The following is a 25,857-nucleotide window of genomic DNA, read 5'->3' as shown; positions in this document are numbered from 1 at the left end:
ATCGCACGGTCGTTATTGGAGACCGGCGGGTTCAGGCCACGTTTACACTCTGAATCCTGAAGAGCCGGGAATCTCCACAATCCCGGGGCTTTCGAGCACGTCCTCTGAGGTGATCATTCCCGAGATCGGCGTGGACCTGAGCGTATTTCTCGTGCGGCGTACTTGGCAACGTGGGCGGAGGTCTGCCCGGGGTAGAACGAATCGGCCGGACGCAGTAAGTCTTCGCATACCAGAGGCGGGGAATCCTCTGTGAACGCTGCGCTGGGCACCGCAGCGCAGAGCGCGACCCGGCAGAAGAACACGTTCGTGGCCGCACGGATTCCACGACTCTACCTGCGCCGCGACGATAACCGGTTGATTCTGGAGGCCGTGCAGACGTTGGTGGAGCTGAACTGGGGGAAAGAGCATAATTGTGCGGGATCGCGGCCTGTCAGAAAAACCAATTGATTCGTACGGAAATGACGTGGGCCAGGATCCGCAGGATATTCATCCGTTTAACTGCCATTCGAGCGCTCCGGCCCATTCAACCGATTAAGCACTTGTGGAATGGTGCGAAGAACTTGATCAGTAATATTCAGCGCGATGATTTAGAACCGACGGTCGCAGCGTTCAAAGACCCTATCCGTGCAAAGGTGTTAGATTGCAGGATCTGAGTAGTTGGCGTTCGGAATTAGACAGTTAGCGTCAAGAATAGTAATATCACGTGAGAAAATTAAGTCTAAATGTTTGTCGAGGTGGATAAAAATGCTGGGTCAAAAGATTCGCGCAGCTGCACTGGTCGCTGTTCTCGTGGGAGGGGGAAGTTTGGTTGCTGCAGCTCCTGCTATGGCTGAAGGTTCCTGGTCTTCGTCAATCACGAATGCCCTAACTGGTTTTAAATCGCGGTCTTGGCAGGACAGCCACAAGGACAAAGCGGCTACCAAAACGGTGTTAAAAACTTGCTCTGAGACATGGGGAAGTTCGAAGCCCGTAGGAAGCGTAACGCTTAACTTATTCGATGAAAGGGGTCTTCTGCCCGACAAGAACATGGGATCTAGGACCAGCAATTGCGGCACTTTCAATTGGGGTGAAATGCAGAGACCAGATCGGTACCATTTTAAGCTTTCCAAGGTGGCTGGCCTCGACAGTGGAGTGAAGCTGACTGCGAAGTCGGTCAAGCAATACTTCTAATGAAGAATATCGAAATATCCGGCGTGGACTACGGCTATGCATCAGAATCGAAAATTTTTCAGAATCTAGATGTTTCGTTTCTTCCGGGAAGAACGGCTCTGTTGGGTCCAAATGGAGCTGGGAAATCTACGTTAATCTCCCTGATGGCTAGTGTGCTTTCGCCTTCTGCAGGGACTATTGAGATAACCCGTGCCAATGGAAACCGGATCACTTCCCGTCAGCTGCGAAAATTTCGTCGGCTCGTTGCTTGGTTGCCCCAAGATTTCTCCCCTGTAGCCGGTCTTAGCGTCATGGAACACGTTATGTACGCAGGGTGGTTAAAAGGGATGTCGCGTAGATTGGCTAAACACGAAGCTCCTTGGGCTGTCCATGCTGTCGGCTTAGATGAATTATCGGGTAAGAAGGCCACGGAACTATCGGGCGGGCAACAGAGACGTCTGGGATTAGCAGGTGCCTTAGTGCATCGAGCTGGGGTTGTTCTCCTTGATGAGCCCACGGCTGGTCTTGACCCTGGACAGCGCGATAGGTTTCGGCGGATCCTGGCCACGCTCAGTGATGAGCATGTAACCGTGGTTTCTACTCACCAGACGGAAGATATTGATGGTTCTTTCGACCACGTAGTAGTGCTTGTTGACGGGAGCATCAGATTTAATGGCTCCGTTAGTGAATTCATGAATGTAGCGCCAGCGAACATTACTGACCCTCGGGACCGAGTTCGCATAGCCTATGCAGCTTTCGTCGAAGGTGAGATCTGAGGATGCTTCCCGTTACTCGACGACCTGCGTGGTGGCTGCTCGCTCCGGCGATAGGTCTAGTTGTCCTGTATGTGCAACAGTATGTTCCGAGCCTGCAGATCATTGCCCAGCGTGAAGCGGCAGTTGCGGCTTCGGCGCTCCTGCTTATCTTTTCTGCGTCATTGGTCAGTACTACTGCCGCCCTAGAAGTTGGACGTGATCGAGCAAGCTGCGGGATGACTGAAGTATCGGTCCGTAGCAAAATCGAGGTTGTTGCCGTTCGACTATGGCCTTGTCTTGTTGCAGGAACGATCGTCCAGATGTCAGGAATCTTCGTGTTGCTGGACAAAGCTGGCTCAGCACCTGATCGATTCCCCGTTCTCATCACCGTGGGATTGCTGTGTGCGTTGCTCTTCCACGCTGGTATCGGAGTCTTTTTGGGTACGTGGTTACGGCCACGTTTCGCTGTTCCCTTTGCCCTGGCGCTTTCCTACCTTTGGCTTGGGTTTGCTTGGAGCTTCGATTTCGTACCAGTCCGGTATCTGGCGGGGCTTGCCTTGGAAGGGTGCTGCTCTCCAAGCGAGACTGTGGACATATCTGCGGTTGTTGCCTTGATCGTGTTCTCACTCGCGGGGTTTGTCGGGCTTGTTCTGATGGCAGGTGGCGTCGATAGTAGAAAACTGAGGCCTCGTGGGAACAGGAACTGGTTGCGTCTCGTAGCGGGTATTGCGACGCTTGGATTAGGTACTTCACTGGGTCTATTTGCGGCCCGTGATGTTGGGGTGAATCCAGTGGTAGCTAGGCCGCTCGCGGACGCGCAGTGTTCAAATAGTGTTCCTGAGGTCTGTCTCTTCTCTACTCAGTTGGCTAGGGGCGATACTCGGCACGTTTATGCAGACACGTTCACGGTGCTTGCTGCTAGGGGAATGCCGAAGGTAACCCAAGTCTTTTCGATTAGTGGAGATCATGAGCCGGTGTTGTCGGCGCAGGGCGTCGCCAATGTTGTTGCGGCACCAGGGCAATCGCGTTCGGCTGCGCTGGAATCGGCTGCTAGTACTTTCGCGGTGGCTGCTTCCAATACCGAGTGTGGTGACGATGTTTCCACGGATATTTATGGGTGGAGTGAAGTGCTCAAGGTTTGGAGTGTCCAGGCTGCGGCGTTACAAATCCTTGATTCAGAAGAACGTGAGGGTATTCCTGACACGAGCTTCTTAGAGTTGATTTCGGAGCCGGGAGAGACGGACTTTGCTCAGCAGTGGCAGGTACTCAGTGGATTTGACGAACAGTCGCAAAACGACTGGGCGGCGTCGACCTACCGTCAGCTGAGCCAGTGTCAGGTTCCAGCGCAGCTCGGTGTTGGTCCCCGGTGAAATGGGCGCTAAATACTCGACACTACTGGTTAATAGCATCCGTTGTAATTGTTGCTGGTGTGGTGGGAACGGTATCTGGCAATGTCGACCTTCCCATCCCGTTTATGAGCGCCCTTTTGGGTACTTCAACGATGCCTGCACCGGTAATCCCTAGTTTAGTTGTCGCGATTGTTGCTGGTGGCTCGATTCAAAGCGCTGAAATGCTCTGGACATTCGCCTCTGTAAGAAACGTAGTTGCCCATTCGATGGCCTTGGCTGCAGCGGTAGTGCTTCTAGTGTTTGTAGTCTCCTCCACGACTGGAATCCTTGTTGGGGACAGTGCTGTGGCTGTGCTTTTGACCCGGGATGTTGCCGGGTTCTTGGTGCTTTGGTCTGTGTCGCGGGCGCTGGGGATTGAACGGTTTGCATCGCTTGTGCCGGTTGTTTATTTGTTGATTGCAGCTATTTTTGCACGTAACTCGTTGGGGCAAACGCGTGGTTGGGCTTGGATTTTGGATAGGGATCTGGGCAATTTGTGGGCGGTATACACAATTTTTCTGGGCACCTTGTTGACTCTTCTCTTTGTGCTTAGGAGACGTTCGTTGCTGGGCGGCGCCAAGGGACCCAAAGTCTAATTGCGAAGTCAAGAGAAGTTGAACTTACTGGTCTATCTCAGTTGTAACCCTGATTTTTTGGCCAACGGCTGCAACTTTGATGATTTAAGCGAGGTAGGGCGGGAACGATCGAATTTCGCGTATCGCAGGCTGGCTTGCACAGAGAACCGGTTTTCGTCGCGTCGACGATGTCGCTCGCGCTGGGCGATTTGCTCACTGATCGCTCACGTCGATTCGAGGTTTGAACCTTACCAATGACGGATCTGAGTCGAATTCGGCTTATTAGCAGGGGCAGTAACCCGTCAATGCATCTCGCTAGATTAAAGATAAAAGTCGGTGGCCGCCGCCTTCCCTCGGGAAGGCGGCGGCCACCGGTTTCTCAGCTAGAACCTAGCGCAAAAAAACTAGTTCTTGCGAGCCAGATCGAAGCGGTCCGAGTTCATGAACTTGGCCCATGCGTTGGCGAAGTCCTTGACGAACTTCTCCTTGGCGTCGTCCGAAGCGTAAACCTCGGCGAGGGCGCGCAGCTCGGAGTTGGAACCGAAGAGCAGGTCCACGCGGCTGCCGGTCCAGCGACCGTCTGCCGAGGTGTAGGTCTGCTTGTCCTCGGAAGCGGTCCACTGGATGCCCGGTGCCAACAGGTTCGTGAAGAAGTCGTTGGTCAGGGCGCCCGGGGTCTCGGTGAAGACACCCAGATCGGAACCGTCCCAGTTGTTGCCCAGTACGCGCAGGCCGCCGACCAGTACGGTCATTTCCGGTGCGGACAGGCCGAACAGGTTGGCCTTGTCCACCAGCAGGTACTCGGTAGGCAGCTTGATGAAGCCCGAGTCGTAGTTGCGGAAGCCGTCCGAAACCGGCTCCAGCCATGCAAACTGTTCGACGTCGGTCTGCTCCTGGGTGGCATCCACGCGACCCGGTGCGAAAGGAACCTCGATCTGCTGGCCGCCGGCCAGTGCAGCCTGCTCCACACCGACGTTGCCGGCCAGGACCACAACATCAGCGAAGGACGCCTTGATCTCGGAGGAAGCGTTGAAGGTCTCGACGATCTCTTCCAGCTTGGCGATGACCGGCTTGAGCTGCTCAGGCTGGTTGACGGTCCACGATACCTGTGGTTCCAGGCGGATGCGGCCGCCGTTGGCACCGCCGCGCTTGTCCGACGAGCGGAACGAGCCAGCTGCCTTCCACGCGGTGGAGATCAGCTGCTGAACCGACAGGCCCGACTCGTTGATCAGGGACTTCAGTGCTGCAACTTCCTTGGCGCCCAGGGTAACCTCTGGAGCGGCCGGCAGCGGATCCTGCCATGCCAGGTCCTCTGCAGGAACCTCTGGACCGAAGTAGCGGGACTTCGGGCCCATGTCGCGGTGGGTCAGCTTGAACCAGGCGCGTGCGTAGGCATCGGCGAACTCTTCCGGGTTCTCCTTGAAGCGCTTGGAGATCGGGCCGTAGATCGGGTCGAAGCGCAGGGCCAGGTCGCTGGTCAGCATGCGAGGTTCGCGGTGATCCAGGTTGTCATGGGCAGGCTGGACCAGGCCGGCGCCGCCGCCGTTGACCGGACGCCACTGCTTGGCGCCAGCAGCCGACTCGAACAGTTCCCACTCGTAAGCGAACAGGATGTGGAAGAACTCGTTGTCCCAACGGGTTGGGTGGTAGGTCCAGGTAACTTCCAGACCCGACGCGGTGTTGTCCGACGCGTTGCCGGTGCCGTAGCCGTTCTTCCAGCCCAGGCCCTGCTCCTCGAGGCCTGCGGCCTCCGGGTCCTCGCCGATGCGGTCAACGTTGTGTGCACCGTGGGTCTTGCCGAAGGTGTGGCCGCCGGCGATCAGCGCGACGGTCTCTTCATCGTTCATGCCCATGCGGCGGAAGGTTTCGCGCACGTCGATGGCCGAAGCCAGCGGATCGGGGTTGCCGTCCGGGCCCTCAGGGTTGACGTAGATCAAGCCCATCTGGACTGCTGCCAGCGGCGCTTCCAGATCGCGCTTGCCGGTGTAGCGGTCGTTGTCCAGCCAGACCTTTTCAGGACCCCAGTAGACATCCTCATCTGCTTCCCAGACGTCCTTGCGGCCGCCGGCGAAACCGAAGGTCTTGAAGCCCATGGACTCCATGGCCACGTTGCCGGCCAGGATCATGAGGTCGGCCCAAGAGATGGACTGTCCGTACTTCTGCTTCACTGGCCACAGCAGGCGGCGAGCCTTGTCCAGGCCCACGTTGTCTGGCCATGCGTTCAGCGGGGCGAAGCGCTGCTGACCGGCTCCGCCGCCACCGCGGCCGTCGTGCGAACGGTAGGTACCGGCCGAATGCCATGCCATGCGGATGTACAGCGGACCGTAGTGACCGAAGTCGGCTGGCCACCAGTCCTGCATGGTGGTCATGTTCTCGATCAGGTCAGCCTTCAGGGCATCCATGTCGAGAGCTTCGAAGGCCTTGATGTAGTCAAAGTCTTCGTCCAACGGGTTCGAAACCTGCTGGTTCTTCGCCAGGATCTTCAGGTTCAGCTTGTTGGGCCACCACTCGGTGTTGGGGTTGCCCTGGGTTGGGTGCACAAGGCCGGCGCCAACTACTGGGCACTGACCTGCTGTCGTCTCAGACATATGCTCTTCCTTCCGGTTAAAGGGGTTTTTGGGGCAGCGTCCGTCGGGAGGTTTTCGGGCCAGCCGGCGGGGCTTGGGAACTAGGGGGTGCTTTTCAGCTGTTCAAGGCCTGGCAATCCGGGCAAATGCCCCAGTAGATCACTTCGGCTTCATCTATCTGGAAGCCGTGATCGTCCGAGGCGTGCAAGCACGGAGACGCTCCGACCGAACAGTCGACATCCGCCAGATGTCCGCAGCGGCGGCACACCACATGGTGGTGGTTGTCGCCGACGCGGGTCTCATAGCGGGCAATGTGTCCCTGGGGCTGGATCTGACGCACTACACCCAAGCTCGTGAAGAGCTTGAGCGAGTCGTATACCGCCTGGTGGGACACATGCGGATGCTCCTCATGCACAGCCGAAATAATGGTTTCGGTATCGGCATGGGGATTTGCAGTCACCGCCGCGAGTACCGCAACACGAGGTTGCGTCACCCGCATGGATGCCTCTTTCAGCACCTGCTCGATCCCTGCCTTTGATGTCATGTTTCAAGCATGCCCTCTTATTTTGAATGAGTCAAGATAAGAATCGGTGTGTTACGGGTAACTTTTTGCTGAACGTGTAATGAACATTTGAAATCTAACTTTGAAGTGTATATATGCGCATCTGGTTATACTTATATCGTTGCGGTGCTCGCGCTGGTTCGCGGCGGGGTGAGTTGCCCGCCACGCAGGCCTGATGTGGCACCCCGGGCCAATCGTCCGAGGTGGCGGCATATTCAGATTCTCGATTAAAGCAAATGACAAATTAATCGTGCCGTGAAATTGATGCCTATATTCTTTGAATAATACTTCGCTTTGTCGCCATCAAAAGAAGCGAAAATCCAGCCGGCGACGAAACTCACAGTCTGTTCCAGAACCCCCGGAACCACGGGAGATGTTGGTAGTCCTTCCGTGGAATTCGCGGGCGTGGAGTTCCGTGAAGGTTGACCTTGCAGTGGATCTAACTAATGATGGAAAAGCCCGAATTACGGCCGCTTGAATCAAGATACGACAAAAGTTTTCCGCTGAATTGCTTGTTTCGTACGTAGAGTATGGGAACGGGCACGCAAGCTTTCATCGTGTGCTGCGGGTCGATCTTGGATTCAGTGAACTGAAGCAATCAAAGCAATCCTCAACCGAATGCACTAGCCGGATGGCGTTCCCCGCATAGGGAGCTGGCGCCCCGATAGTCAGGTGGCCGATGTGCTCGGCCCCTGCCTGGCTGGTGGGGAAAGAACGCAATGAAGCAGAGTGACCAATCAATAGAAGAGATCGTTGGAGAGCTGCACTCAGCTCGCCAGCGTAAGCCGAAGAAGTACATGCTTGAGGGCATCGACTACTGGGTGTTCGGGATTGCCGGAGCGCTTGCCTTGGCCTTCATTATCTGGGGTTTTGTCACCCCCGATGGCCTGGGCACAGTGGCCGATGCCGCCTTGGATTGGGTCATCACCAATACCGGCTGGCTGTTCATCATCGCGGCCTCGGTCTTCGCCGTCTTCGTCATCGTCGTCGCGGCCAAGAATTTCGGGCGCATTCCGCTGGGCAAGGACGACGAGAAGCCGCAATTCAGCACGGTGTCATGGATTTCCATGATGTTCGCAACCGGCATGGGCATTGGCCTGGTGTTTTACGGCGTCGGTGAGCCGTTGTACTTCTACATGTCCCCTCCACCGGGGACGGTCGAGGGACAGACCGACGCAGCGCTGAGCACTGCCATGGGCACCACGCTGTTCCACTGGACCCTGTTCCCCTGGGCCATGTATGCGATCGTGGGACTCGGAATGGCCTACGGCAGCTTCCGCCTTGGGCGCCCGCAGCTCTTTTCCTCGATGTTCACCCCGATCTTCGGCGACCGGGCCATCCATGGGTTGGGCGGCCGCGTCATCAATATCCTGGCCATCATCGCCACCCTGTTCGGCTCGGCCTGCTCTCTGGGCTTGGGCGCGCTGCAGATCGGCGGCGGCATCCAGGCCACCGGCATGATGGAAAAGGTCGGATCCGGAGTCCTGGTTGTGATCATCGCGATCCTCACGGCCTTGTTCGTGGCTTCGGCGATCTCCGGCATCGAGCGCGGCATCCAGTGGCTTTCGAACACCAACATGGTGCTGGCGGTCATCCTCGCCCTGATCGTCTTCATCGGCGGGCCGACCCTGTTCATCCTGAACGTCATCCCCAACGCCATCGGTTCCTTCATCGGAGACCTGCCGCAGATGGCATCCCGCACGGCGGCCTCGGGAGATGAAGCGGTTTCCTCATGGCTGTCCTCATGGACCGTGTTCTACTGGGCCTGGTGGGTTTCGTGGACCCCATTCGTGGGCCTGTTTATCGCCCGCATCTCCCGTGGCCGCACCATCCGCCAGTTCGTCACCGGCGTGTTGCTGGTGCCTTCCACGGTGACCCTGCTGTGGTTCGCGATCTTCGGCGGCGGCGCCATCGGAATCCAGGAGCGCGCCGAGCGCGCAGGGGATACCTCGGCACAGCTGGCGCAGATCGTGGACGGCGCCCCGGACATCAACTTCGACTTGATCCTCTTCGACATGCTGGAACAGCTTCCGGTGGCCGGATGGGTCTCGGTGGTGCTGATGGTCTTGGCCGTGCTGCTGATCGCAATCTTCTTCGTTACCGGTGCGGACTCCGCATCCATCGTGATGGGCGCCCTGAGTGAAAAGGGTGCAGAGAACCCCACACGGAAATCGGTGGTTTTCTGGGGTGTTGCCACCGGCGCGGTGGCCGCGGTCATGCTGCTGGCGGGCGGCGACAACCCGGCCGAGGCGCTGAACGGCCTGAAGAACATCACCATTGTTACCGCGCTGCCGTTTGTCGTCGTCATGTTGCTGTTGTGCGTGGCCATTTGGAAGGACCTGAGCCGCGATCCGCTGATCCTGCGCAGCACCGTGGCGCGCCAGGTTCTGGAGAATTCGGTCTCGCGCGGCGTGGATCGCCATGAGGGCAGCGGATTCAGCCTGATGACCACCGAAATTCCGGTAGTCGAGGCGGCAAAGCTGGGCACCGAGCGCGGCGCGGTGGTGGAAGAGCGCGAAGTGTTGCTGGCCACCGAACCAGCTGAACCAACCGACTCAAAGGACCCGGCCGAGCCGAAGTCCCGGGGTCCGGAGAAATCCTGACATCGACTGATGGTCTGCCCCAGCAGGGCAGCCGGAACTGAACAAGCTGGCCGGGTCCGTGCATGATGCACGGGCCCGGCCAGCTTGTTAATCAGCGCGGTCGACGGCTGCGGTCAGCCGCGGGCGCGGCAGATCTCGTTGATCTCCGGGATGCACGGCTCATTCTGCAGGCTTGTCGTGTCGCCCAGCGTGGTCCCCTCGAAGAGCTGGGTGAGCAGGCGTCGCATGATCTTGCCCGAGCGGGTTTTCGGGACGTCCGGCACCAGCACCACATCGCGCGGCTTGGCGATCGGGCCGATCTGCTCGGCCACGGTGGCGCGCAGCGCGGCGATGAATTCTGCCTGGCGTGCGGAGGTGGCCTCATCGGGATCCACCGCGATCAGCGACTTGTCCAGCGGGACCACGAACGCGGTGGCAGCATGCCCGGTCTTGGCATCCGGGGTCGGGCAGACCCCGGCTTCCACCACGCCGGCGTTGGTGACCAGCGCGGATTCGATCTCGATGGTGGACAGCCGGTGGCCGGAAATGTTGATCACATCGTCGGTGCGGCCCAGAATGTAGATGTCCCCGTCCTCATCGAAGCGGGCGCCGTCCCCGGCGAGGAACCATCCCTGTTCGACGTACTGCTGCCAGTAGCTGGTGTAGTAGCGCTGCGGGTTGCCCCACACGGTGCGGGCCATGGACGGTCCGGTCTCGGTAATGACGATGTTGCCCTGCTGGTTCGGCGGCACGGTGTTGCCTGCGGCATCCACGATGTCCACGCTCACCCCGGGCAGGGCGCGCGCAGCGCAGCCCGGCTTGAAGTGTGCGTCGGTAGGCAGCGGGGAGAGGATGGTGGCCCCGGACTCCGACTGCCACCAGGTGTCCACCATGGCGATGCCGTCGGCGGTGTCGCGGCCCACCTGGCTGCGCAGCCAGCGCCACGCCTCGGGGTTCACCGATTCTCCGACGGTGCCGCCGATCTTGATCGAGGACAGGTCGTAGTCCGCCGGGATGCCCTCCGGGAACCAGCCCATCAGCGAACGGACCAGGGTCGGAGCGGTGTAGTAGCTGGTCACTCGGTAGCGTTCGATGATCTCGAAGTGGCGTCCCGGGTGCGGAGCATTCGGTACGCCTTCGTAGATGACCTGGGTGACGCCGTTGGCCAGCGGACCGTACATCTCGTAGGTGTGCGCAGTGACCCAGGCCAGGTCCGCGGTGCACCAGTGCACATCGTCGGCGCGCAGGGAATGGTCCGGGTTGGCGAACAGCAGGTTGTAGCTATAGGCCGCCTGCGTCAGGTAGCCGCCGGTAGTGTGCACCAGGCCCTTGGGCTGCCCGGTGGTTCCTGAGGTGTACATGATGAACAGCGGGGTCTCGGAGTCGAAGAACTCCGGGGTGTGCTCGGTGGACTGGGTCTCGACAACCTCGTGCCACCACACGTCGCGGCCTTCGGTCCACGCGATGTCATCGCCGGTGCGGCGGATGACCAGCACCTTCTCGATGCTGTTTTCGCCGGAGACTGCCTGGTCAGCGTTGTCCTTCACCGGCACGGAGGTGCCGCGGCGGAACTGCCCGTCGGTGGTGACCAGCAGCTTCGCCTTGGTGTCTTCCACTCGGAACTTCAGCGCCTCGGCCGAGAAACCGCCGAAGACCAGCGAGTGGATGGCGCCGATGCGGGCGCAGGCCAGGGTGATCACGATGGTTTCGATGAGCACCGGCAAATAGATGACCACCCGGTCGCCCTTGGTGATGCCCAATTCCAGCAGAGCGTTGGCGGCCTGCGAAATGCGTTCCTGCAAGTTCTTATAGGTGACCGCGATGCGGTCGCCCGGCTCTCCCTCGAAGTACAGGGCCACCTTCTCGCCGTTGCCCGCGGCGACATGTCGATCCGCGCAGTTCACCGCGGCATTCAGCGTTCCTCCCAGGTACCAGGAGATCTGCGGTCCGCGCTGGGCTTGGGGATCTGCCGGAATGATTTGGCTGGTGGTGTGCCAAGGGGTTTCCCAATCCAGAAGGTTTGCTGCCTCGTCCCAGAATTCGTGGCGGGCTTCCTTGGCTGCGGCTGCTGTAGTGGATGCCAATTCGGTGGTCATTGCAGTTTCCTTGGGTTGAAATACGAATTTCGGTGGTAGCGATCGGGGTGTGCAGAAGATCCGGTGGTTGGCCTAGGTCCAGCGCCGGATCGCCCAGCGTTCGGCGACCGACAACAGGGCGTCGGTGATTTTTCCGAAGACGGCGAGCAAGATGATGGTTAGAATCAGTCGGTCAAGGCGACCGTTGTTCTGCGAATCAGTCAACAGGAATCCGAGACCCATCGAAGCACCGAGCAATTCGGCCGCCACGAGGAATAGCCATGCCTGGGCCAGGGCTAGTCGGAGTCCGGAGAAAATGGAGGGGACAACTGCCGGTAGCTGGACGGTGCGCAGCAGGTTCAAACCCTTGAAGCCGAAAGAACGGGCTGCTTCCACGAGTTGGGCGTCGACATGGCGCAAAGCCAGCGAGACGGTGGTGAAGACCGGGAAAAACGCCCCGATGATGATGAGAGTGACTTTGGAGTCTTCGCCCATTTTCATCCAGAGCACCAGCAACGGCACCCATGCCAGCGAAGGCACCGCACGCAGCGCGCCGATGCTCAGGCTCAGCAGGGCATCGGCGAGCTTGGACAGCCCTACCAGTGCACCGAAGAACAGCCCTAGGAGTGAACCGATCGCGAAGCCCAGCAGCACACGCTGGGTGGAGATCCCGATGTGTTTGCCCAGATCTCCGCCCTGGAACAGTTCCCCGGCCGCCGTGATGACGGCCCCCGGGGTGGGCAGCGACCAAGGCGCGACAATGCCGGTCACAGTGACGTACTGCCACACGGCAATAGTCACGATGGGGATAATCAATGACAAAAGCCATTTGGGAGCCTGAAGGATCCTGGCGGCAAGTCCAGGCTTGTTCCTGTTGCCGGCCGTCAGGTCGCTGCGCTCAGCCTTAGGGCTCTGGGTTGGCGAGGACATGGGGATTACTCTCCGGAGATATTCTTGGCGTTGGCCTTGGTGGCGAACTGGTCGTCCACCAAGGTGGCTAATGCTTTGTCAACGGTTTCCTGCTTGGATACATCGCCACTTGCAACGAGGGTTGGCGCGATATTGCCCAGGACCTTGGTGAAGGACTCGCCCGGCACCGTGCCGACATCCAGGTTGGAACGCTCAGTGATTACGGTCTGGGCAACTTCGGCGTCCAAGCCCGCAACTTCGGCGAGAATTTCTGCGGTTTCGTCCGGGTTTGCAACAGCCCACTCTCGGGCCTTCTCATACGAGTCGACAACCAACTGCGCCAGTTCCGGGCTTTCCTCGATGAAGTCGGCCCGTGCATTCAGTGCACCATAGGTGTTGTAATCGAGGTTGCGGTGGAACAGCTTGGCCCCATCTTGCTCGGCGGAAGCCATGATGGGATCAAGACCCGACCATGCGTCAACCGAGCCATTTGCCAGTGCGGTGCGACCGTCCGCGTGCTGGACATTCTGCAGCGTGATGTCCTTCTCGCTCAGCCCTGCTTCCTCCAATGTTTGCAGCAAGAAGAAGTATGGGTCGGTTCCCTTGGTAGCGGCAACAGACTTGCCCTTCAAATCTGCAGGAGTGGTGATCTTCGAATCCTTGTTGACCACCAATGCCGCCCATTCGGGCTGCGAGTAGAGCGAGATGGTCTTGATCGGCGAGCCGTTGGAGCGGGCCAGCAGTGCTGCGGATCCTGCAGTGGAGCCGACCTGAACTGCGTCTGCGCGCAGCGCTTCGTTGGCCTTGTTCGATCCGGCGGACTGGATCCATTCGACGGTGACTCCCTGCTCCCTGGCTGCCGCATCCAGCCATCCCTTTTCCTTGAGAACTAGGCTCAGCGGGTTGTAGGTGGCAAAGTCGATGGACAGCGTCTTGCCGTCGCCTGCGGCCGAAGCGTTTTCGCCGGCGCAGCCTGACAGTGCAACGGCGCCAACTGCCAAGGCTGCGAGAGACAATGCGGTGCGACGGGTGAAGTGGTTTGCGAGCATGAGAATTCCTTGATTTGTGCGTGCGAGTGCAGCGGCCGCGAAAGTGCAGCCGTTGAAGAGAAAGTGCGTCGGCGAAGCTGGCGCTAGTGGTTTGTGGCGTCTACGCCCAGAAGGCCAAGGAGCCTTGCCCGGTTGGCAACGAACTGCTCGTTGCTGTGGCTACGGGGGTGGGGAGCCTCCAGCCGGAGGTCTTCAATGACCGTTGCCGACTGCTGGCCGTTACGACGTCCAAGAACCACAACGCGATCGGCGAGAGTCAAAGCTTCGTCGACATCGTGGGTCACCATCAATACGGTCGTTAGGAACGATGCATGGATCGACAGCAGTAAGTCCTGCATTTTCAGGCGGGTCAGTGCGTCTAAAGCGCCAAATGGTTCATCGAGCAGCAGCACGCCAGGGCGGCGTGCCAGCGCCCTGGCAAGGGAAACCCGCTGTGCCATGCCACCGGAAATCTCGCGTGGCCGCAGGTCGGCCGCGTGACTCAGGCCGGTCAGCTCCAGAAGCTGGTCAATGAGTTCGTTGCCTTCCAGCCTGTTGGTTCCCGAAGCCAGTCCGAGCGAGATGTTCTCTCGCACCGAACGCCAAGGAAGCAATCGCGGTTCTTGGAATGCTACCGCGCAAAGTTCGTTGATGTCGTTGACTTCCCGGGCGCCGGTGAAGACCGCGCCACTCGAAGGGCGATCCAGACCTGAAACCGAACGCAGGAGTGTTGACTTACCGCAGCCGCTGGCACCGAGGATCGCCACGACTTGGCCCGCATCGATGTGCAGGTTGACGTCCGCGAGAACGGTGCGCTGTTCATTCTTTGTGGTGAACGTACGCGAGACATTGCGGAAGTCGACGGGCAGGGCGGTGGACGTGCTGGTGCTGTCGGCGGTCTGAGGCAGGGCGAAGGCAGTGGCCATGATCATCTCCATCGGTCCTGGCGGTAGCACCGGCCGGGAATCCTAGGATTCAACGGTGGTTGCTGCGGCGTCATAGAGCCAGATCTCTCGGCCGCTCGGGATGGTTACAGGTCTATTACATGCATTCGAACGATTTCATTGCAAATCCTGCGTAACATGAAAAATCTTCGATATGACTGCGCGAGCTGTGGGATATTTCGTTATTTATTTCATTGAATGACGGTTTGATCGATTTTTACCTTCCATGCGTGGGTCATCTTCGGCGGTTCACCGCATAGAGCACCCGTCGGGTTCTGCAACAGCAAGTCTTTCGGCGACGAAATATGACTTCGGCGCTTGGAGCCGCCCGTTTGTTACGGCTACAAATGATTACGACCCATCCAGAGCGGCTGAGAGATCTGGCTCCACGACGCCGCAGCAACCACCTTTAGCCGGGACGGTGCTACCGCCAGGATCGATGGAAAGAATCGAGGACTTTTTTATGTCTTTTGGCGCACCCCAAAACAATCTCGAGGTGGACTTCAACACGCTGAGCACGCCGGGAGCCGGCAATGCGCTGGAGCTCGATGAATTCACCGAAGAGCGTCCGACCCGCCAGTTGCTCAAGGTGACTCCCGGTCCCGGAGCCGACGAAGACTACGAGCGCCTCGCCGCGATTTTCCGTCCGGTGTTCGCCCAGATTGCCGCCGGAGCCAAGGACCGGGACCGCAACCGCATCCTGCCCTTCGAGCAGGTGGGGTTGCTGAACCGCGAGCGTTTCGGGGCGTTGCGCCTTCCGGTCGCCAACGGCGGCCACGGTGCCAGGCTCAGCGACGTCTTCCGCCTGCTGATTGAGCTTTCCGAGGCGGATTCCCACATCGGGCAGCTCTGGCGTGCCCACGTCGCCTTCGTCGAAGACGTGCTGCGCCTGCAGGACGAGCAGCTGAAGGGCAAGTGGTTTGCGCGCATCGCCGCCGGGCAGATTGTCGGCAACGCCTACACCGAAAACGGCGGGAACGCCCTGGGCGCGCTGAACACCAAGGCCAGCCAGGTCGACGGGCGCTGGGTGGTCAACGGCGAAAAATACTACTGTACCGGCACCATCTTCGCGGATTGGACCACCGTCGCGGTGGCCCGCCCGGACCGCCCCGGCCGGCAGATTGCCGTGGTATCGACCCAGCACAGCGGGGTGAAGATCCTTGACGACTGGGATGGCTTCGGCCAGGGGCTGACCGGCACGGGGACCACCGAGTTCCACCAGGTTCCGGTGGACAGTTTCATGCCGGAGGACCCCAATGATCCCGAGGCTTCGATTTTCCAGCTGGTGCTCATGGCGGTGCAGGCCGGCATCGGCCGTGCGGCGCTGAACGACATGCGCGGTTCCGTGCAGGCGCGCACCCGCAGCTTCACCACCGGCACCGGCGTCCCGGTGCACCGCGAGCCGCAGGTGCTGCAGCTGGTGGGGGAGGTCTCCGCCGAAGTCTTCGCCGCGGATTCCGTGGTCATCGGCGCCGTACTGGAGGTCGAAGCGGCGCTGGCCGATGCGCACCTGAATGCGGAGGAGCGCTTCGCGGTCTGCGAGCTGGCCGCCAACCGGGCGCAGACCATCGTGCAGCCGCTGGTCATCAGCGCCACGAGCAAGCTGTTCGACGGGCTGGGCGCCTCGTCCACCCGCAGCAGCTGCAACATGGACCGGCACTGGCGCAACGCGCGCACCATCGCCACCCACAACCCGGCCATCTACAAGGCGCGCATCGTGGGGGACTACGAGATCAACGGGGTCCAGCCCCAGCGGCTCTCGGTCACCGGAGAGCTGTCCGCACCCACCCAGAACCACGCCGGCTAGCGGCCGCAGCGCCGCGCACCCGCCAGACTTCCACTTCTCAACCACTTCTCAACCACGAACAAGGGGCACATCCATGAGCGAGAACCAGCCTGCGAATCCGAAGCGCGAGATCCTTTTCAACGCCTTCGACATGAACTGCGTCGCGCACCAGTCTCCTGGCCTGTGGCGCCACCCGAAGGACAAGGCCGCCGACTACAAGACCATCGGCTACTGGACCCACCTGGCCAAGGTGCTGGAAAAGGGCAAGTTCGACGGCCTGTTCATCGCCGACGTGCTGGGCACCTACGACGTGTACAACGGCACCAACGAGTCCCCGCTGCGCACCGGCGCCCAGGCCCCGGTCAACGACCCGTTCCTGCTGGTCTCAGCCATGGCCGCGGTGACCGAGAACCTCGGCTTCGGCGTCACCGCCGGCACCGCCTACGAGCACCCGTACCCGTTCGCCCGCCGCCTGGCCACCCTCGACCACCTGACCAACGGCCGCGTGGGCTGGAACGTGGTCACCGGCTACCTGCCCTCGGCCGCCCGCAACATGGGCCAGGAAGACCAGATGGAACACGACGAGCGCTACGACCACGCGGACGAATACCTCGAGGTCGTCTACAAGCTGCTCGAAGGCTCCTGGGAAGACGACGCGGTGCAGGCCGACAAGGAAACCGGCGTCTACACCGACCCTGCCAAGGTGCACCCGATCAACCACGAAGGCAAGTACTTCAAGGTCCCGGGCATCGCGATCACCGAGCCGAGCACCCAGCGCACCCCGGTCATCTACCAGGCAGGCACCTCGCCGCGCGGCCTGAAGTTCGCCGCGCAGAACGCGGAGGCGGTTTTCGTGACCAGCCCGACCCGCGAAATGCTCAAGGACACCGTCACCAAGATCCGCGACCACGCAGAGGCCGCCGGCCGCGGCCGCTACGACATCAAGATCTTCGCGATGCAGACCATTATCACGGCCGAGGACTCGGCCGCAGCCCAGGCCAAGTACGAGGACTACAAGTCGTACGCGGACATCGAGGGTGCCATGGTGCTGATCTCCGGCTGGATGGGCATCGACCTGTCCACCTTCAACCCGGACGAGGTCATCGGCGCCGACGTGAAGTCCAACGCCATCCAGTCCTCGGTGGCCACCTTCCAGAAGGCCAGCGGCGACGAGGGTAACCCGTGGACCGTGCGCCAGCTGGCCGAGTGGGTCGGCGTGGGCGGCTTCGGCCCGATCACCGTGGGCTCCGGCGCCGAGGTCGCTGAAAAGCTCATCGACTGGGTGGACTACACCGACGTCGACGGCTTCAACCTGGCCTACGCCATCACCCCGGGCACCTTCGAGGACATCGTCGAGTACGTTGTTCCCGAGCTGCAGGCCCGCGGTGCGTACAAGACCGAATACGCCGACGGCTCGCTGCGCAACAAGCTGTTCGGCGCGGGCGACCACGTCAAGGACACCCATCGCGCGGCGTCCTTCAAGGTTTCCAACCGCCTGGCCACCCAGGTCTAGGACCAAAGCGCTACCGCAGCCGACCGGCCCCGCCGCCCTGGAAAGGGCGGCGGGGCCGGTCGGCAGTTAAGCTGCGGCGTGCCTGCTGGCGTGCTCAGTGGATCGGCGCGCCTGCGCTGTCCACGACCCACCACACGTCGCTGACGGCCTGGCCCTTGGTGTCGCCGGGCTTGCTGTCCGAAACGTAGTAGTACATCGGCCAGCCGTTCAGCGTCAGCTGCGGCTTGCCGTCGGTGCCGGTGATGGTGCCCAGCTTCCCGGTGATGCCCTTGGCATCGCTCAGCGAGGCAGGTCCCGAGGGGACCGGGGGCCACAGGTCGAGGCAGCCGCCGGTGCAGGAGGAGGCGCCCGAGTTCTGCGTGTCCTCGTCGAACTGGTAGATGCTCATGCCCCGCTGGTCGGTGGCGATGCTGCCCAGCTCGGTCTGCCGCATTTCCAGGATTGCGCCGTTTTCCTTGAGATTCGGCACCGGGCTGCTGTTGGTGTTGGGCACCCCGTAGTTCGACGTGCCTGAAGTGTCCTGGGTGGAACCGTTCTGGCCGGAGCATCCGGCCAGAACCAGTGTTAATGCCGCGGTGAGGACCGCGGCTGTCGAAAATGCCCTGCCCATGATCGTGCTCCTTGTTCGTCCTGGTTCCTCCCGCAGCGCCGGGGCGGAAGGGTGGAAAACCGTACAAGGTGAGAACGAGACAGCGCCCTTCCGGGTTCAGCGTCCCCGGGAGTTTTTCAGTTCCAGCCTGCTGCTGCCGAAAAGCCGGGCCCGCGCCCAGTCCATGACGCGGACGGAGCGCGAGCCGCGGCCGGGCTACTTGGCCGGCTTCACCACCATGGCGGATCCGCCGCCGCGGCGGGTGGGTTCTGCCGCCGCGGTGAGCTTGCCGTTGGCATCGACTTCCACGGCGGCCACCGCACCGATTTCCGCCTGCGGGGTGAAGGAATCCCCGGCCGGGGTCAGTTTGTGCCCGAAGGCCTCCAGTGCGGAACCGTAGGCGGTGATGAACTCCGGTTCGGCGGTGATGGCCGCCGTGTTGCGCTGCGAGGCGCGCGGGGCGGCGATGGCCTGGCCGAGGTCCATGCCCAGGTCGATGCGGTTGACCAGGGTCTGCAGCACCGTGGTGATGATGGTCGAACCGCCCGGGGATCCGATGGCCAGCGCCGGCTCGCCGTCGCGCAGCACGATGGTCGGAGCCATGGAGGAGCGCGGGCGCTTGCCCGGGTCGATGCGGTTTGGATCCTCGGGGTTGTACACCGTGGAGAAGTCGGTCAGCTCGTTGTTCAACAGGAACCCGCGCCCCGGCACCATCATGCCCGAGCCTCCGGTCTGCTCGATGGTCAGCGTGTAGGCGACCATGTTGCCCCAGCGGTCCACCACCGACAGGTGCGTGGTGGACACGTTTTCGGTGTCCTGCTCGTCAACCGGTACGCCGGTTTCCGCCGGGCACAGCCCGTCGAAGTTCTCGACGTCCCCGGGAGCCACCGGCTTGGCCGCCGCGCGTTCCGGGTCCAGCGCGCAGGCGCGTTCGGCGCCGAAGAGCTGGCCGGTCAAGGTCCTGGTCGGCACATCCACGAACGCCGGGTCGCCGACGAACTTGCCGCGGTCGGCATAGGCCAGCGCGGTGGCTTCCAGGTAGTGGTGCAGCGCGGACGGGGTCTGCATGGAGGACAGGTCGAACTGCTCCAGGATGTTCAGCGATTCGCCGATGGTGGTGCCGCCGCTGGAGGACGGGGCCATGCCGAAGACCTGAAGCCCGCGGTACTCGACCTTGGTCGGCGCCTGTTCGACCACGGCGTAGTCGGCCAGGTCCTGCGTGGTGATGAAGCCGGCCGGCACCGGCAGGTCGGTGTCCGCGCTCTTGGGCGGCGCGGTGACGGTGTCAGCGATCTCCTGCGCCAGCTTCCCCTGGTAGAAGGCCTTGGGCCCGTTCTTGGCCAGCAGCCGGTAGGTGGCCGCAAGGTCGTGGTTCTTGAAGATGCTGCCCACCTTCGGGGCGTCGCCGCCGGGCAGGTAGAGCTCGCTGGTGTCTTCGAACGCCTCGAAGCGCTTCTTGTTGTCCAGCGTCTGCTCGCGGAAGGTCTTGTCCACCACGAAACCGCGCGACGCGGTCTGGATGGCAGGCTGCAGCACCTTCTTCAGGTCCTGCGTGCCCCAGTTCTCCAGTGCCCGCTGCCACGTGGCCAGCGTACCGGGAACACCGACCGAGACCCCGCTGGTGACCAGCTCCGGGGTGAAGTTGTAGGGCTTGCCGGTGGCCGGGTCGATGAACGCGTCGTTCGGCATGGCCGCCGGGGCGGTTTCGCGCCCGTCGATGGTGCTGACCTTTCCGGTCTTGGCGTTGTAGTACATGAAATACCCGCCGCCGCCGATGCCGGCGCTGTACGGTTCGGTGACGCCCAGGGCGGCCGCGGTGGCGACCGCGGCGTCCACGGCATTGCCGCCCTTGCGCAGGATCTCGATTCCCGCCGCGGAGGCCTGGGGATCCACGGAGGCGACGGCGCCTCCGCTGCCCTGGGCGACTGGGTCCTTCTCGGTCTGTCTGGGATCGGCGCTCGCCGGTACTGCGGATGCTGCTCCCAGTCCTAGGGCCAGTGCTGCGGCGCAGGCAATGGCCCGGATACGTGGTCGTGACATACCTGGATCTCCTCAGAAGATGGGGATGAAGTATGCGCCAATGTACGGGACAAACATCTTTTCCGCACAGCGTGACACGCGCCACATTCCGATTTCGGACGATTGTTAAGCCGGCCGCGGGCAGGCAAACGCCCGGGTGCACGCAGCGCTGCGTGCACCCGGGCGTCCAGCCGGCCAAGGGCTTATGGCGTTACTTGATCGGGGTGCCGGCGGCGTCAAGCACCCACCAGACGTCCTTGACGCCTTGGCCGGCGGTGTCGCCGGCCTTCTTGTCGCCGGCAAAGTAGTACAACGGCCACCCGTTGAGAGTCAGCTGGCTTTCGCCATTCACGCCGGTGATGGTTCCGGTCTTCCCGGTGACTCCGTCAACGGTGACGTCGGTTCCGCCCGGGACCGCCGGCCACTGGTCTTCGCAAGGACCGGAGCAAGCAGAGGAATCGGCGCCCTTGGTGTCCTTGTCGAACTGGTACACCGTCATGCCCTTGCCGTCGACCACGATCTTGCCCAGCGATGAGTCGGCGAGGGCCAGGGAGGTGGCCTGCATGGCGCTGCTCGGGCTGCTTTGCGCCGGTGCGGAAGAAACCGGGCTGGACTGGGCGCCGGCGGACGGCGATGCGGTGCCGGTGGATCCAGAGTCGCCCGCGCAGCCGGACAGGGCCAATGCCAGGGCCGCGACGGCTCCGGTTGCTGCGCACCAGGACTTCAGTGACGATTTCATGAGCTGTGCCTTTCTCGTGGTGTCCGCGTGAGCGGCTTGCCTGCTACACGAGGAGCAGCCCGTTCCGGTTCACTGCTGGAGCAAATTCTTGTCCATCGGCGACTGCAGGACCGTCAGTCCGGCCAGGGTCTTCACCGTTACTTCGGCGATCTGGTCCACCGGCAGCGAGGTGGCGGCCTGGAGGGTGATCTCCTTGCCGGGCACTGCCTTCCAGGTGGCGACCTGCATGGTGCTGCCCTGGGTGTCGGTCACCAGCAGCGCATAGGACCATGGGCCGTTGGCATCGCCGAATTCATAGCCTGCGGGATAGTCGCAGTCGATATTCAGCCGGGTTCCCCATGCCACCGATTCGAAGCCCACCTGTGCGCTCAGCGACTGCTCGGCAACCTGCTGCAGGGCAAGCACCGGACCGGGGTCGGCCGGGCGCAGCAGGAACGGCAGCCCGATACCCAGGATCACGGCGACGGCTGCCGCGGCCAGGAGGATCATGCGGCCGCCGCGGCGCCGCCGTTCGGAGGCAGCGCGCCGGGCGGTCTTCTCGAACAGGTCCGCCGGGGGCTGAGGCACCAGGGCCGTCACTTCCTCCGGGTCGTGCGCGCGCGAGAGCAGTCCCGGCAGCGCGCTGAGCTCGGAGACGGAACCCTGGCAGCGCTCGCAGTTCTCCAGGTGCTCCTCGAACAGCCGGCGATCGACCGGCTCCAGCGCCCCGAGCACGTAGGCGGCATCCCATTGGGCGAACTTCTCATGCTCGCTCATCGTGTCACTCCCCGTTCCTGGAGGGCCAGTTTCAAGGCCCTCATCCCATAATGCAGCCGGGACTTCACTGTTCCGTCGGCTATGCCCAATTCCGCCGCGATCTGCTGCGTGCTGCAGGCGCCGTAGTATGCGAGCACCACCACCTGCCGGTGCGGTTCGCTCAGCGCCGCGAGCGCGTCATGAATGAGGATCTCGTCGAAAATCTGGTCTGCATGATCCGCGGACGCTTCCTCGGGCAGCCGTTCGATGCTGCGTTCATGCCGGGAGCGCGCGCTGCGGGACTGGTCGATCACCAGGTTCCGCGCCACCGTGAACATCCACCCGCGGACCTCCTCCACCGGCTCGTCGAGAATCCGCGGGGAATTCCACGCCTTGAGCAGAGTCTCCTGGACAATGTCCTCCGACTGGTACGAGTCCCTGGTCAGCGAGAAGACGTAGCGCCACAGCGGCTGCGCGTACCGTTCATGCAGCAGCCGCAGGGTGGCATCGTCGCTGGTAGTCACGCGCCCCTTTCGCGGCCAGGATTTTCGGACCTGATTCTCACTCATGCAAGTTACACGAGCCAGCCGGGTTTTTTGTTCAACCAGGGCCAAAGATCTTCGCGCAGGGCCGGTGTGCGCTCGCAGGGACGCCCGACTCGCGGTGCCGGCCCTGGCTGTTCAGGCTTAGCTGTCCAGGGCCTGCTTGATGGCCTTGCCCAGCGAGGTGGGTGCGCGGCCGATCAGCCGGGCGAGGTCCGAGCCGTGCACCTCAAGGGCGCCGTTGCGGATGCGCAAGTCGGTGTCCACCAAGATCTCGGCATAAACCTGGGGAATTCCGGACTGTTCGTAGATGCCTGCCAGGGTCTGCGGGTCCATGTCCCGGTAGGTGACCTCTTGCCCGGCGGCGGCGCCGAGCGCTCCGGCCAGCTGGCTGAGCGTGAAGGGCTTGTCTCCGCCGAGCTCGTAGATGGTTCCCCCGGCAACCTGCTCGTCCAGCAGGACGGCCGCTGCAGCCTCGGCGAAGTCCGCTCGGGTGGCTGCGCTGATTTTTCCCTCGCCCGCCGCGCCGAGGATGACCCCGCTGTTGAGGTAGCCCATGAGCTGGTCCGTGTAGTTCTCGGTGTACCAGCCGTTGCGCAGCAGGACATAGGGGATCCCGGATGCTGCCAGCAGGTCTTCGGTGGCCACATGTTCGGCGGCCAGTTTCAGCTGGCCGGTGCGCGCATTGGCGATGGATGTGTAGGCGATCAGCGACACATCAACACGCCGGGCGGCATTGACGACGTTCTCATGCTGCGGGATCCGGTGTCCGACATCGCTGCCGGAAATCAGCAGCAGCCGGTCGACGCCTTCGAGGGCCGCGACGAGCGTGTGCGCCGCGTTGTAGTCGGCGGCGCGGGTCTCCACGCCCTTGGCTGCCAGGGCTTCGAGCTTCTGAGGGGATCTGCCGAGCGCGACCAAGCTGTCCGCTGGGGCGCCCCGGGATAACAGTGCATCGATGACGAGGGTGCCGAGTTTTCCGGTGGCTCCGGCGACTGCGATCTTCATGGGGTTCCTCCGTTGGCTTCCGTGGACCCCAGCCTATTCGCAGAGGCCCGAGATCGTAAGGATTCAGCGGGTGAAGCGTTGTCGGTGTGGACCGCAGGGCCGCCCGAATCATGAAGACCTGCAGCCAGGGCCTGAATACAAGGAATTCCTTTCGATTCGATGGGCGTCGCCGCCAGCTGATATTGGCGTCCGGTATGCAAAGGGCGCAGCTGGTACGGAAAATTCTCCACCTGCATCAGCACTCGTCGAGCCAGAAAAACACTGGGGAGAACCGAGCCACTTGTGGTGCCGTTGCAGCAGGAGCTAAAACGGGCTCCCTGAAAGCTGGACTGCGGAATCAGGAGCAGGAGCCCAACCAGCCGTCGTCAAGTGTGCGCTTTGATCGGCGTCACATAACGCCACAAGGCAATTTGTTACGTCAAATATGGCGTGAAACTCGCGGGGTACCACTTTTTCCATGACTTCATGACGTATTCCTTACGTCACGCTTGGTCACAAGCGATTCCGTGTTCGACACTGAAATTGTTCAAGAAATTGGACGCCACACCATCCAGAGCGACTGAGAGACCTGGCTCGTTGACGTCGCAGCAACCACCCGATAGCGGGATCGGTGCTAAGGCCAGGACCGATGGAGATTGCTAGATTTCGCAACGGTTCTTCAAGGGGAGTGCTCTGCCTTCCCTCGAATTCGCAACAACCGGATCGTTGAATATCAGGCGTAATCCTCGGCTCAAATACCGAGAGGAACTTACGAATATGCGTACTGCGCACCTGAGTTTGAAAGCGGCGGCACTTGTTGCCGTCCTGGGCCTGACCCTGACCGCATGCGGCGGAAATTCGACTACCGCAGCTCCGGCTGAAGGTGCTCCCGCTGCCGCCGGCGATCCGGTTGAAGGCGGTACCTTTACCTTTGCCGAAGTTACCCCGATTAACAACTGGCAGACGCAGGCGGCGCGCTTCTATGAGAAGGCAAACGTCCTGAACTCGGTCCTGGACCGCCTGACCTACTTCGATGCGGAGTCCGGCAAGCTCGTTGGATGGATCGCTGAGGACTTCAAAGCAAACAACGACCAGACCGAATTCACGTTCACCATTCGTGACGGGGTGACGTTCTCCGATGGATCCGCGCTGGACGCGGAAGCGGTCAAGCTCAACCTTGACGCGCTGGGCCTGGGCATCAAGGACGCGCAGGTCGCTCCGAACGTGGACTTCGGCGCCTATAAGTCGGCGGAGGTCCTCGGCAAGAACCAGGTGAAGGTGACGCTGAAACGTCCAGACGCCAACTTCCTGCGTGCCACCTCGTCCGTCGCAGCAGGCTTGGTTTCCCCGAAGACCTTGAAGCTGGATAACGCAGGACAGTCCGCTATCGCGAAGATCGTGGGCTCTGGCCCGTTCGTCTTCGAATCGGAAAAGCCGGACGAGGAAGTCGTCTTCACCAGCCGAGACGACTACGCGTGGGCACCCGAAACCGCAGAAAACCAGGGCGACGCCTATCTGGACAAACTGGTGATCAAGTACCTACCTGAGGTAGCCAGCCGCGCTGGCGCTGCGCAGTCCGGCCAGGTTGACCTTGTCCGCGGACTGCAGCCGGTGGACGAACAGGTGCTGGCAGCCAACGGGGGCCAAGTCTTCGCCGCGCAGGGTGTCGACCTGACCACCAACCAAGCTGCCGTGCGCATCGGTTCCGGCAAGCTGGAAGACGTCAAGGTTCGCCAGGCCCTCCAGATCGGTATCGATCGCCAGGCAATCAAGGACACCGTGCTGTCCGAGAGCTACGTGGTGGCCGGTTCGGTCCTGAACCACAAGGCCCCGGGCTTCGTCGACTTGTCGTCCGAAATCGCCTATAACCCGGAGAAATCCAAGCAGCTTCTGGATGAAGCAGGCTGGAAGGTCGGTGCTGACGGAATCCGCGAAAAAGACGGCGAAAAGCTGGAAATCACGGTAGCCACGTCGAACAACTCGGTCGTCATCAAGCCCGCATTCGAGCTGATCGAGCAGCAGTGGCGCGATCTTGGCGTGAAGCTGGTCAACCGCGCAGCGGACAATACCTTCCTGGTCAATGCGCTCGTCGATGACAAGGTCGAGTTCTTCGGTACCCGCCAGTTCGCGCTCGGCGGCCTCGGCCCGGTCTATGCCCCGGCCAATAACACCCAGACCCTGAACGCCGACGAGGAACTCAACAAGCTCTTCGCCAAGGAACAGGCCGCGACCAGCGAAGAAGAGCACTTGGGGCTTGTCGAAGAAGAACAGCGTGCACTGGTGCTGGACAAGGCACTGGCCCTCGTACTGTGGGATGAGGTCCAGGTTTACGGTGCCAGCCAGTCCGCCCACGTCGAGTTCACTTCCGGTACCGCCCCGATCTTCCAGGGTGCCTGGAAGAGCGAAGGCTAGG

General features: G+C 61.6%; 20 protein-coding genes and 3 riboswitches. Of the genes, 8 read left to right on the top strand and 12 right to left on the bottom strand.

Features of this window, described 5'->3' with window-relative positions:
* Window positions 1–249 precede the first annotated feature (249 nt).
* From IEY43_RS10335 to IEY43_RS10320, 4 genes are all read left to right on the top strand, one after another.
* Window positions 250–447, top strand: coding sequence for a hypothetical protein (locus IEY43_RS10335; protein ID WP_188948514.1), 198 nt, complete (start codon window positions 250–252; stop codon window positions 445–447).
* A gap of 722 nt (window positions 448–1,169) precedes the next feature.
* On the top strand, window positions 1,170–1,925 hold the full coding sequence (locus tag IEY43_RS10330) for an ATP-binding cassette domain-containing protein (RefSeq protein WP_188948513.1): 756 nt from the start codon (window positions 1,170–1,172) through the stop codon (window positions 1,923–1,925).
* A gap of 2 nt (window positions 1,926–1,927) precedes the next feature.
* The gene (locus IEY43_RS10325; protein ID WP_188948512.1) at window positions 1,928–3,274 is read left to right on the top strand and encodes a hypothetical protein; all 1,347 of its coding nucleotides are present in this window, start codon (window positions 1,928–1,930) and stop codon (window positions 3,272–3,274) included.
* Between the two features lie 104 nt (window positions 3,275–3,378).
* Complete coding sequence (locus IEY43_RS10320) at window positions 3,379–3,888, top strand: hypothetical protein (protein WP_188948511.1); 510 nt, start codon at window positions 3,379–3,381, stop codon at window positions 3,886–3,888.
* Window positions 3,889–4,271: 383 nt separating this feature from the next.
* On the opposite strand, the gene katG is transcribed toward IEY43_RS10320, so the two are convergent.
* Together katG and IEY43_RS10310 are read right to left on the bottom strand one after the other, a co-directional pair.
* Window positions 4,272–6,455 (bottom strand): catalase/peroxidase HPI, encoded by a 2,184-nt coding sequence (gene katG, locus IEY43_RS10315; protein ID WP_188948510.1) that lies wholly within the window; start codon window positions 6,453–6,455, stop codon window positions 4,272–4,274.
* A gap of 94 nt (window positions 6,456–6,549) precedes the next feature.
* Entirely contained in the window at window positions 6,550–6,978 is a 429-nt protein-coding gene (locus tag IEY43_RS10310) for a Fur family transcriptional regulator (protein ID WP_188948509.1), read from the bottom strand.
* Between the two features lie 737 nt (window positions 6,979–7,715).
* Here IEY43_RS10310 and IEY43_RS10305 point away from each other — a divergent pair.
* Window positions 7,716–9,599 (top strand): BCCT family transporter, encoded by a 1,884-nt coding sequence (locus IEY43_RS10305; RefSeq protein ID WP_188948508.1) that lies wholly within the window; start codon window positions 7,716–7,718, stop codon window positions 9,597–9,599.
* Between the two features lie 113 nt (window positions 9,600–9,712).
* Here the strand turns inward: IEY43_RS10305 and acs are convergent, their stop codons facing one another.
* The 4 genes from acs to IEY43_RS10285 form a co-directional block, all read right to left on the bottom strand.
* The gene (gene acs / locus IEY43_RS10300; RefSeq protein WP_188948507.1) at window positions 9,713–11,674 is read right to left on the bottom strand and encodes an acetate--CoA ligase; all 1,962 of its coding nucleotides are present in this window, start codon (window positions 11,672–11,674) and stop codon (window positions 9,713–9,715) included.
* Window positions 11,675–11,746: 72 nt separating this feature from the next.
* Window positions 11,747–12,583, bottom strand: a complete 837-nt coding sequence (locus IEY43_RS10295) for an ABC transporter permease (protein WP_188948506.1) — start codon at window positions 12,581–12,583, stop codon at window positions 11,747–11,749.
* A 5-nt stretch (window positions 12,584–12,588) separates the two neighbouring features.
* Window positions 12,589–13,611 (bottom strand): aliphatic sulfonate ABC transporter substrate-binding protein, encoded by a 1,023-nt coding sequence (locus IEY43_RS10290; protein ID WP_188948505.1) that lies wholly within the window; start codon window positions 13,609–13,611, stop codon window positions 12,589–12,591.
* 83 nt (window positions 13,612–13,694) lie between these two features.
* Window positions 13,695–14,516, bottom strand: coding sequence for an ABC transporter ATP-binding protein (locus tag IEY43_RS10285; RefSeq protein WP_188948504.1), 822 nt, complete (start codon window positions 14,514–14,516; stop codon window positions 13,695–13,697).
* Window positions 14,517–14,521: 5 nt separating this feature from the next.
* Window positions 14,522–14,623, bottom strand: a riboswitch (SAM riboswitch).
* 266 nt (window positions 14,624–14,889) lie between these two features.
* Window positions 14,890–14,980: riboswitch (SAM riboswitch) on the top strand.
* A gap of 17 nt (window positions 14,981–14,997) precedes the next feature.
* On the opposite strand from IEY43_RS10285, the gene IEY43_RS10280 reads away from it, so the two are divergent.
* Window positions 14,998–16,341 (top strand): acyl-CoA dehydrogenase family protein, encoded by a 1,344-nt coding sequence (locus IEY43_RS10280; protein WP_188948503.1) that lies wholly within the window; start codon window positions 14,998–15,000, stop codon window positions 16,339–16,341.
* A gap of 73 nt (window positions 16,342–16,414) precedes the next feature.
* Window positions 16,415–17,833: an LLM class flavin-dependent oxidoreductase gene (locus IEY43_RS10275; protein WP_188948502.1), complete on the top strand. Its 1,419-nt coding sequence runs from the start codon at window positions 16,415–16,417 to the stop codon at window positions 17,831–17,833.
* Window positions 17,834–17,927: 94 nt separating this feature from the next.
* On the opposite strand, the gene IEY43_RS10270 is transcribed toward IEY43_RS10275, so the two are convergent.
* The 6 genes from IEY43_RS10270 to IEY43_RS10245 all read right to left on the bottom strand — a co-directional run bounded on the left by IEY43_RS10270 (window position 17,928) and on the right by IEY43_RS10245 (window position 23,465).
* Entirely contained in the window at window positions 17,928–18,443 is a 516-nt protein-coding gene (locus IEY43_RS10270; RefSeq protein ID WP_188948501.1) for a COG4315 family predicted lipoprotein, read from the bottom strand.
* Between the two features lie 195 nt (window positions 18,444–18,638).
* Window positions 18,639–20,462, bottom strand: a complete 1,824-nt coding sequence (gene ggt, locus IEY43_RS10265; protein WP_188948500.1) for a gamma-glutamyltransferase — start codon at window positions 20,460–20,462, stop codon at window positions 18,639–18,641.
* 190 nt (window positions 20,463–20,652) lie between these two features.
* Window positions 20,653–21,180 carry a COG4315 family predicted lipoprotein gene (locus tag IEY43_RS10260; RefSeq protein ID WP_188948499.1) on the bottom strand — a complete coding sequence of 176 codons (528 nt, stop codon included), beginning with the start codon at window positions 21,178–21,180 and terminating at the stop codon, window positions 20,653–20,655.
* 69 nt (window positions 21,181–21,249) lie between these two features.
* Window positions 21,250–21,936: an anti-sigma factor family protein gene (locus IEY43_RS10255; RefSeq protein WP_188948498.1), complete on the bottom strand. Its 687-nt coding sequence runs from the start codon at window positions 21,934–21,936 to the stop codon at window positions 21,250–21,252.
* Window positions 21,933–22,439 (bottom strand): sigma-70 family RNA polymerase sigma factor, encoded by a 507-nt coding sequence (locus IEY43_RS10250; protein WP_229777355.1) that lies wholly within the window; start codon window positions 22,437–22,439, stop codon window positions 21,933–21,935. Before IEY43_RS10250 ends, IEY43_RS10255 begins: the two co-directional genes overlap by 4 nt.
* A gap of 162 nt (window positions 22,440–22,601) precedes the next feature.
* Entirely contained in the window at window positions 22,602–23,465 is an 864-nt protein-coding gene (locus IEY43_RS10245) for an SDR family oxidoreductase (RefSeq protein ID WP_188948496.1), read from the bottom strand.
* Between the two features lie 543 nt (window positions 23,466–24,008).
* A riboswitch (SAM riboswitch) is annotated at window positions 24,009–24,100 on the top strand.
* Window positions 24,101–24,221: 121 nt separating this feature from the next.
* Here IEY43_RS10245 and IEY43_RS10240 point away from each other — a divergent pair.
* A complete protein-coding gene (locus tag IEY43_RS10240) occupies window positions 24,222–25,856 on the top strand; it encodes an ABC transporter substrate-binding protein (protein WP_188948495.1) in 1,635 nt (544 codons plus the stop codon).
* The last annotated feature ends 1 nt before the right edge of the window (window position 25,857 follow it).

This window comes from Glutamicibacter protophormiae (assembly GCF_014647495.1).
Taxonomy (GTDB): Bacteria; Actinomycetota; Actinomycetes; order Actinomycetales; family Micrococcaceae; genus Glutamicibacter; species Glutamicibacter protophormiae.
Note: the sequence above shows the minus strand (reverse complement) of the source record. Positions and strands in the feature narration are given on the sequence as shown.

What these genes read in the sequence shown, in the direction of transcription:
- katG (WP_188948510.1), bottom strand. Translation starts at nt 6,455, where the DNA reads ATGTCTGAGACGACAGCAGGTCAGTGCCCAGTAGTTGGCGCCGGCCTT.
- IEY43_RS10260 (WP_188948499.1), bottom strand. Translation starts at nt 21,180, where the DNA reads ATGAAATCGTCACTGAAGTCCTGGTGCGCAGCAACCGGAGCCGTCGCG.
- IEY43_RS10240 (WP_188948495.1), top strand. Translation starts at nt 24,222, where the DNA reads ATGCGTACTGCGCACCTGAGTTTGAAAGCGGCGGCACTTGTTGCCGTC.
- IEY43_RS10305 (WP_188948508.1), top strand. Translation starts at nt 7,716, where the DNA reads ATGAAGCAGAGTGACCAATCAATAGAAGAGATCGTTGGAGAGCTGCAC.
- IEY43_RS10280 (WP_188948503.1), top strand. Translation starts at nt 14,998, where the DNA reads ATGTCTTTTGGCGCACCCCAAAACAATCTCGAGGTGGACTTCAACACG.
- IEY43_RS10310 (WP_188948509.1), bottom strand. Translation starts at nt 6,978, where the DNA reads ATGACATCAAAGGCAGGGATCGAGCAGGTGCTGAAAGAGGCATCCATG.
- IEY43_RS10320 (WP_188948511.1), top strand. Translation starts at nt 3,379, where the DNA reads ATGAGCGCCCTTTTGGGTACTTCAACGATGCCTGCACCGGTAATCCCT.
- IEY43_RS10330 (WP_188948513.1), top strand. Translation starts at nt 1,170, where the DNA reads ATGAAGAATATCGAAATATCCGGCGTGGACTACGGCTATGCATCAGAA.
- IEY43_RS10270 (WP_188948501.1), bottom strand. Translation starts at nt 18,443, where the DNA reads ATGGGCAGGGCATTTTCGACAGCCGCGGTCCTCACCGCGGCATTAACA.
- IEY43_RS10285 (WP_188948504.1), bottom strand. Translation starts at nt 14,516, where the DNA reads ATGGCCACTGCCTTCGCCCTGCCTCAGACCGCCGACAGCACCAGCACG.
- acs (WP_188948507.1), bottom strand. Translation starts at nt 11,674, where the DNA reads ATGACCACCGAATTGGCATCCACTACAGCAGCCGCAGCCAAGGAAGCC.
- IEY43_RS10275 (WP_188948502.1), top strand. Translation starts at nt 16,415, where the DNA reads ATGAGCGAGAACCAGCCTGCGAATCCGAAGCGCGAGATCCTTTTCAAC.
- IEY43_RS10255 (WP_188948498.1), bottom strand. Translation starts at nt 21,936, where the DNA reads ATGAGCGAGCATGAGAAGTTCGCCCAATGGGATGCCGCCTACGTGCTC.
- IEY43_RS10295 (WP_188948506.1), bottom strand. Translation starts at nt 12,583, where the DNA reads ATGTCCTCGCCAACCCAGAGCCCTAAGGCTGAGCGCAGCGACCTGACG.
- IEY43_RS10290 (WP_188948505.1), bottom strand. Translation starts at nt 13,611, where the DNA reads ATGCTCGCAAACCACTTCACCCGTCGCACCGCATTGTCTCTCGCAGCC.
- IEY43_RS10245 (WP_188948496.1), bottom strand. Translation starts at nt 23,465, where the DNA reads ATGAAGATCGCAGTCGCCGGAGCCACCGGAAAACTCGGCACCCTCGTC.
- ggt (WP_188948500.1), bottom strand. Translation starts at nt 20,462, where the DNA reads ATGTCACGACCACGTATCCGGGCCATTGCCTGCGCCGCAGCACTGGCC.
- IEY43_RS10325 (WP_188948512.1), top strand. Translation starts at nt 1,928, where the DNA reads ATGCTTCCCGTTACTCGACGACCTGCGTGGTGGCTGCTCGCTCCGGCG.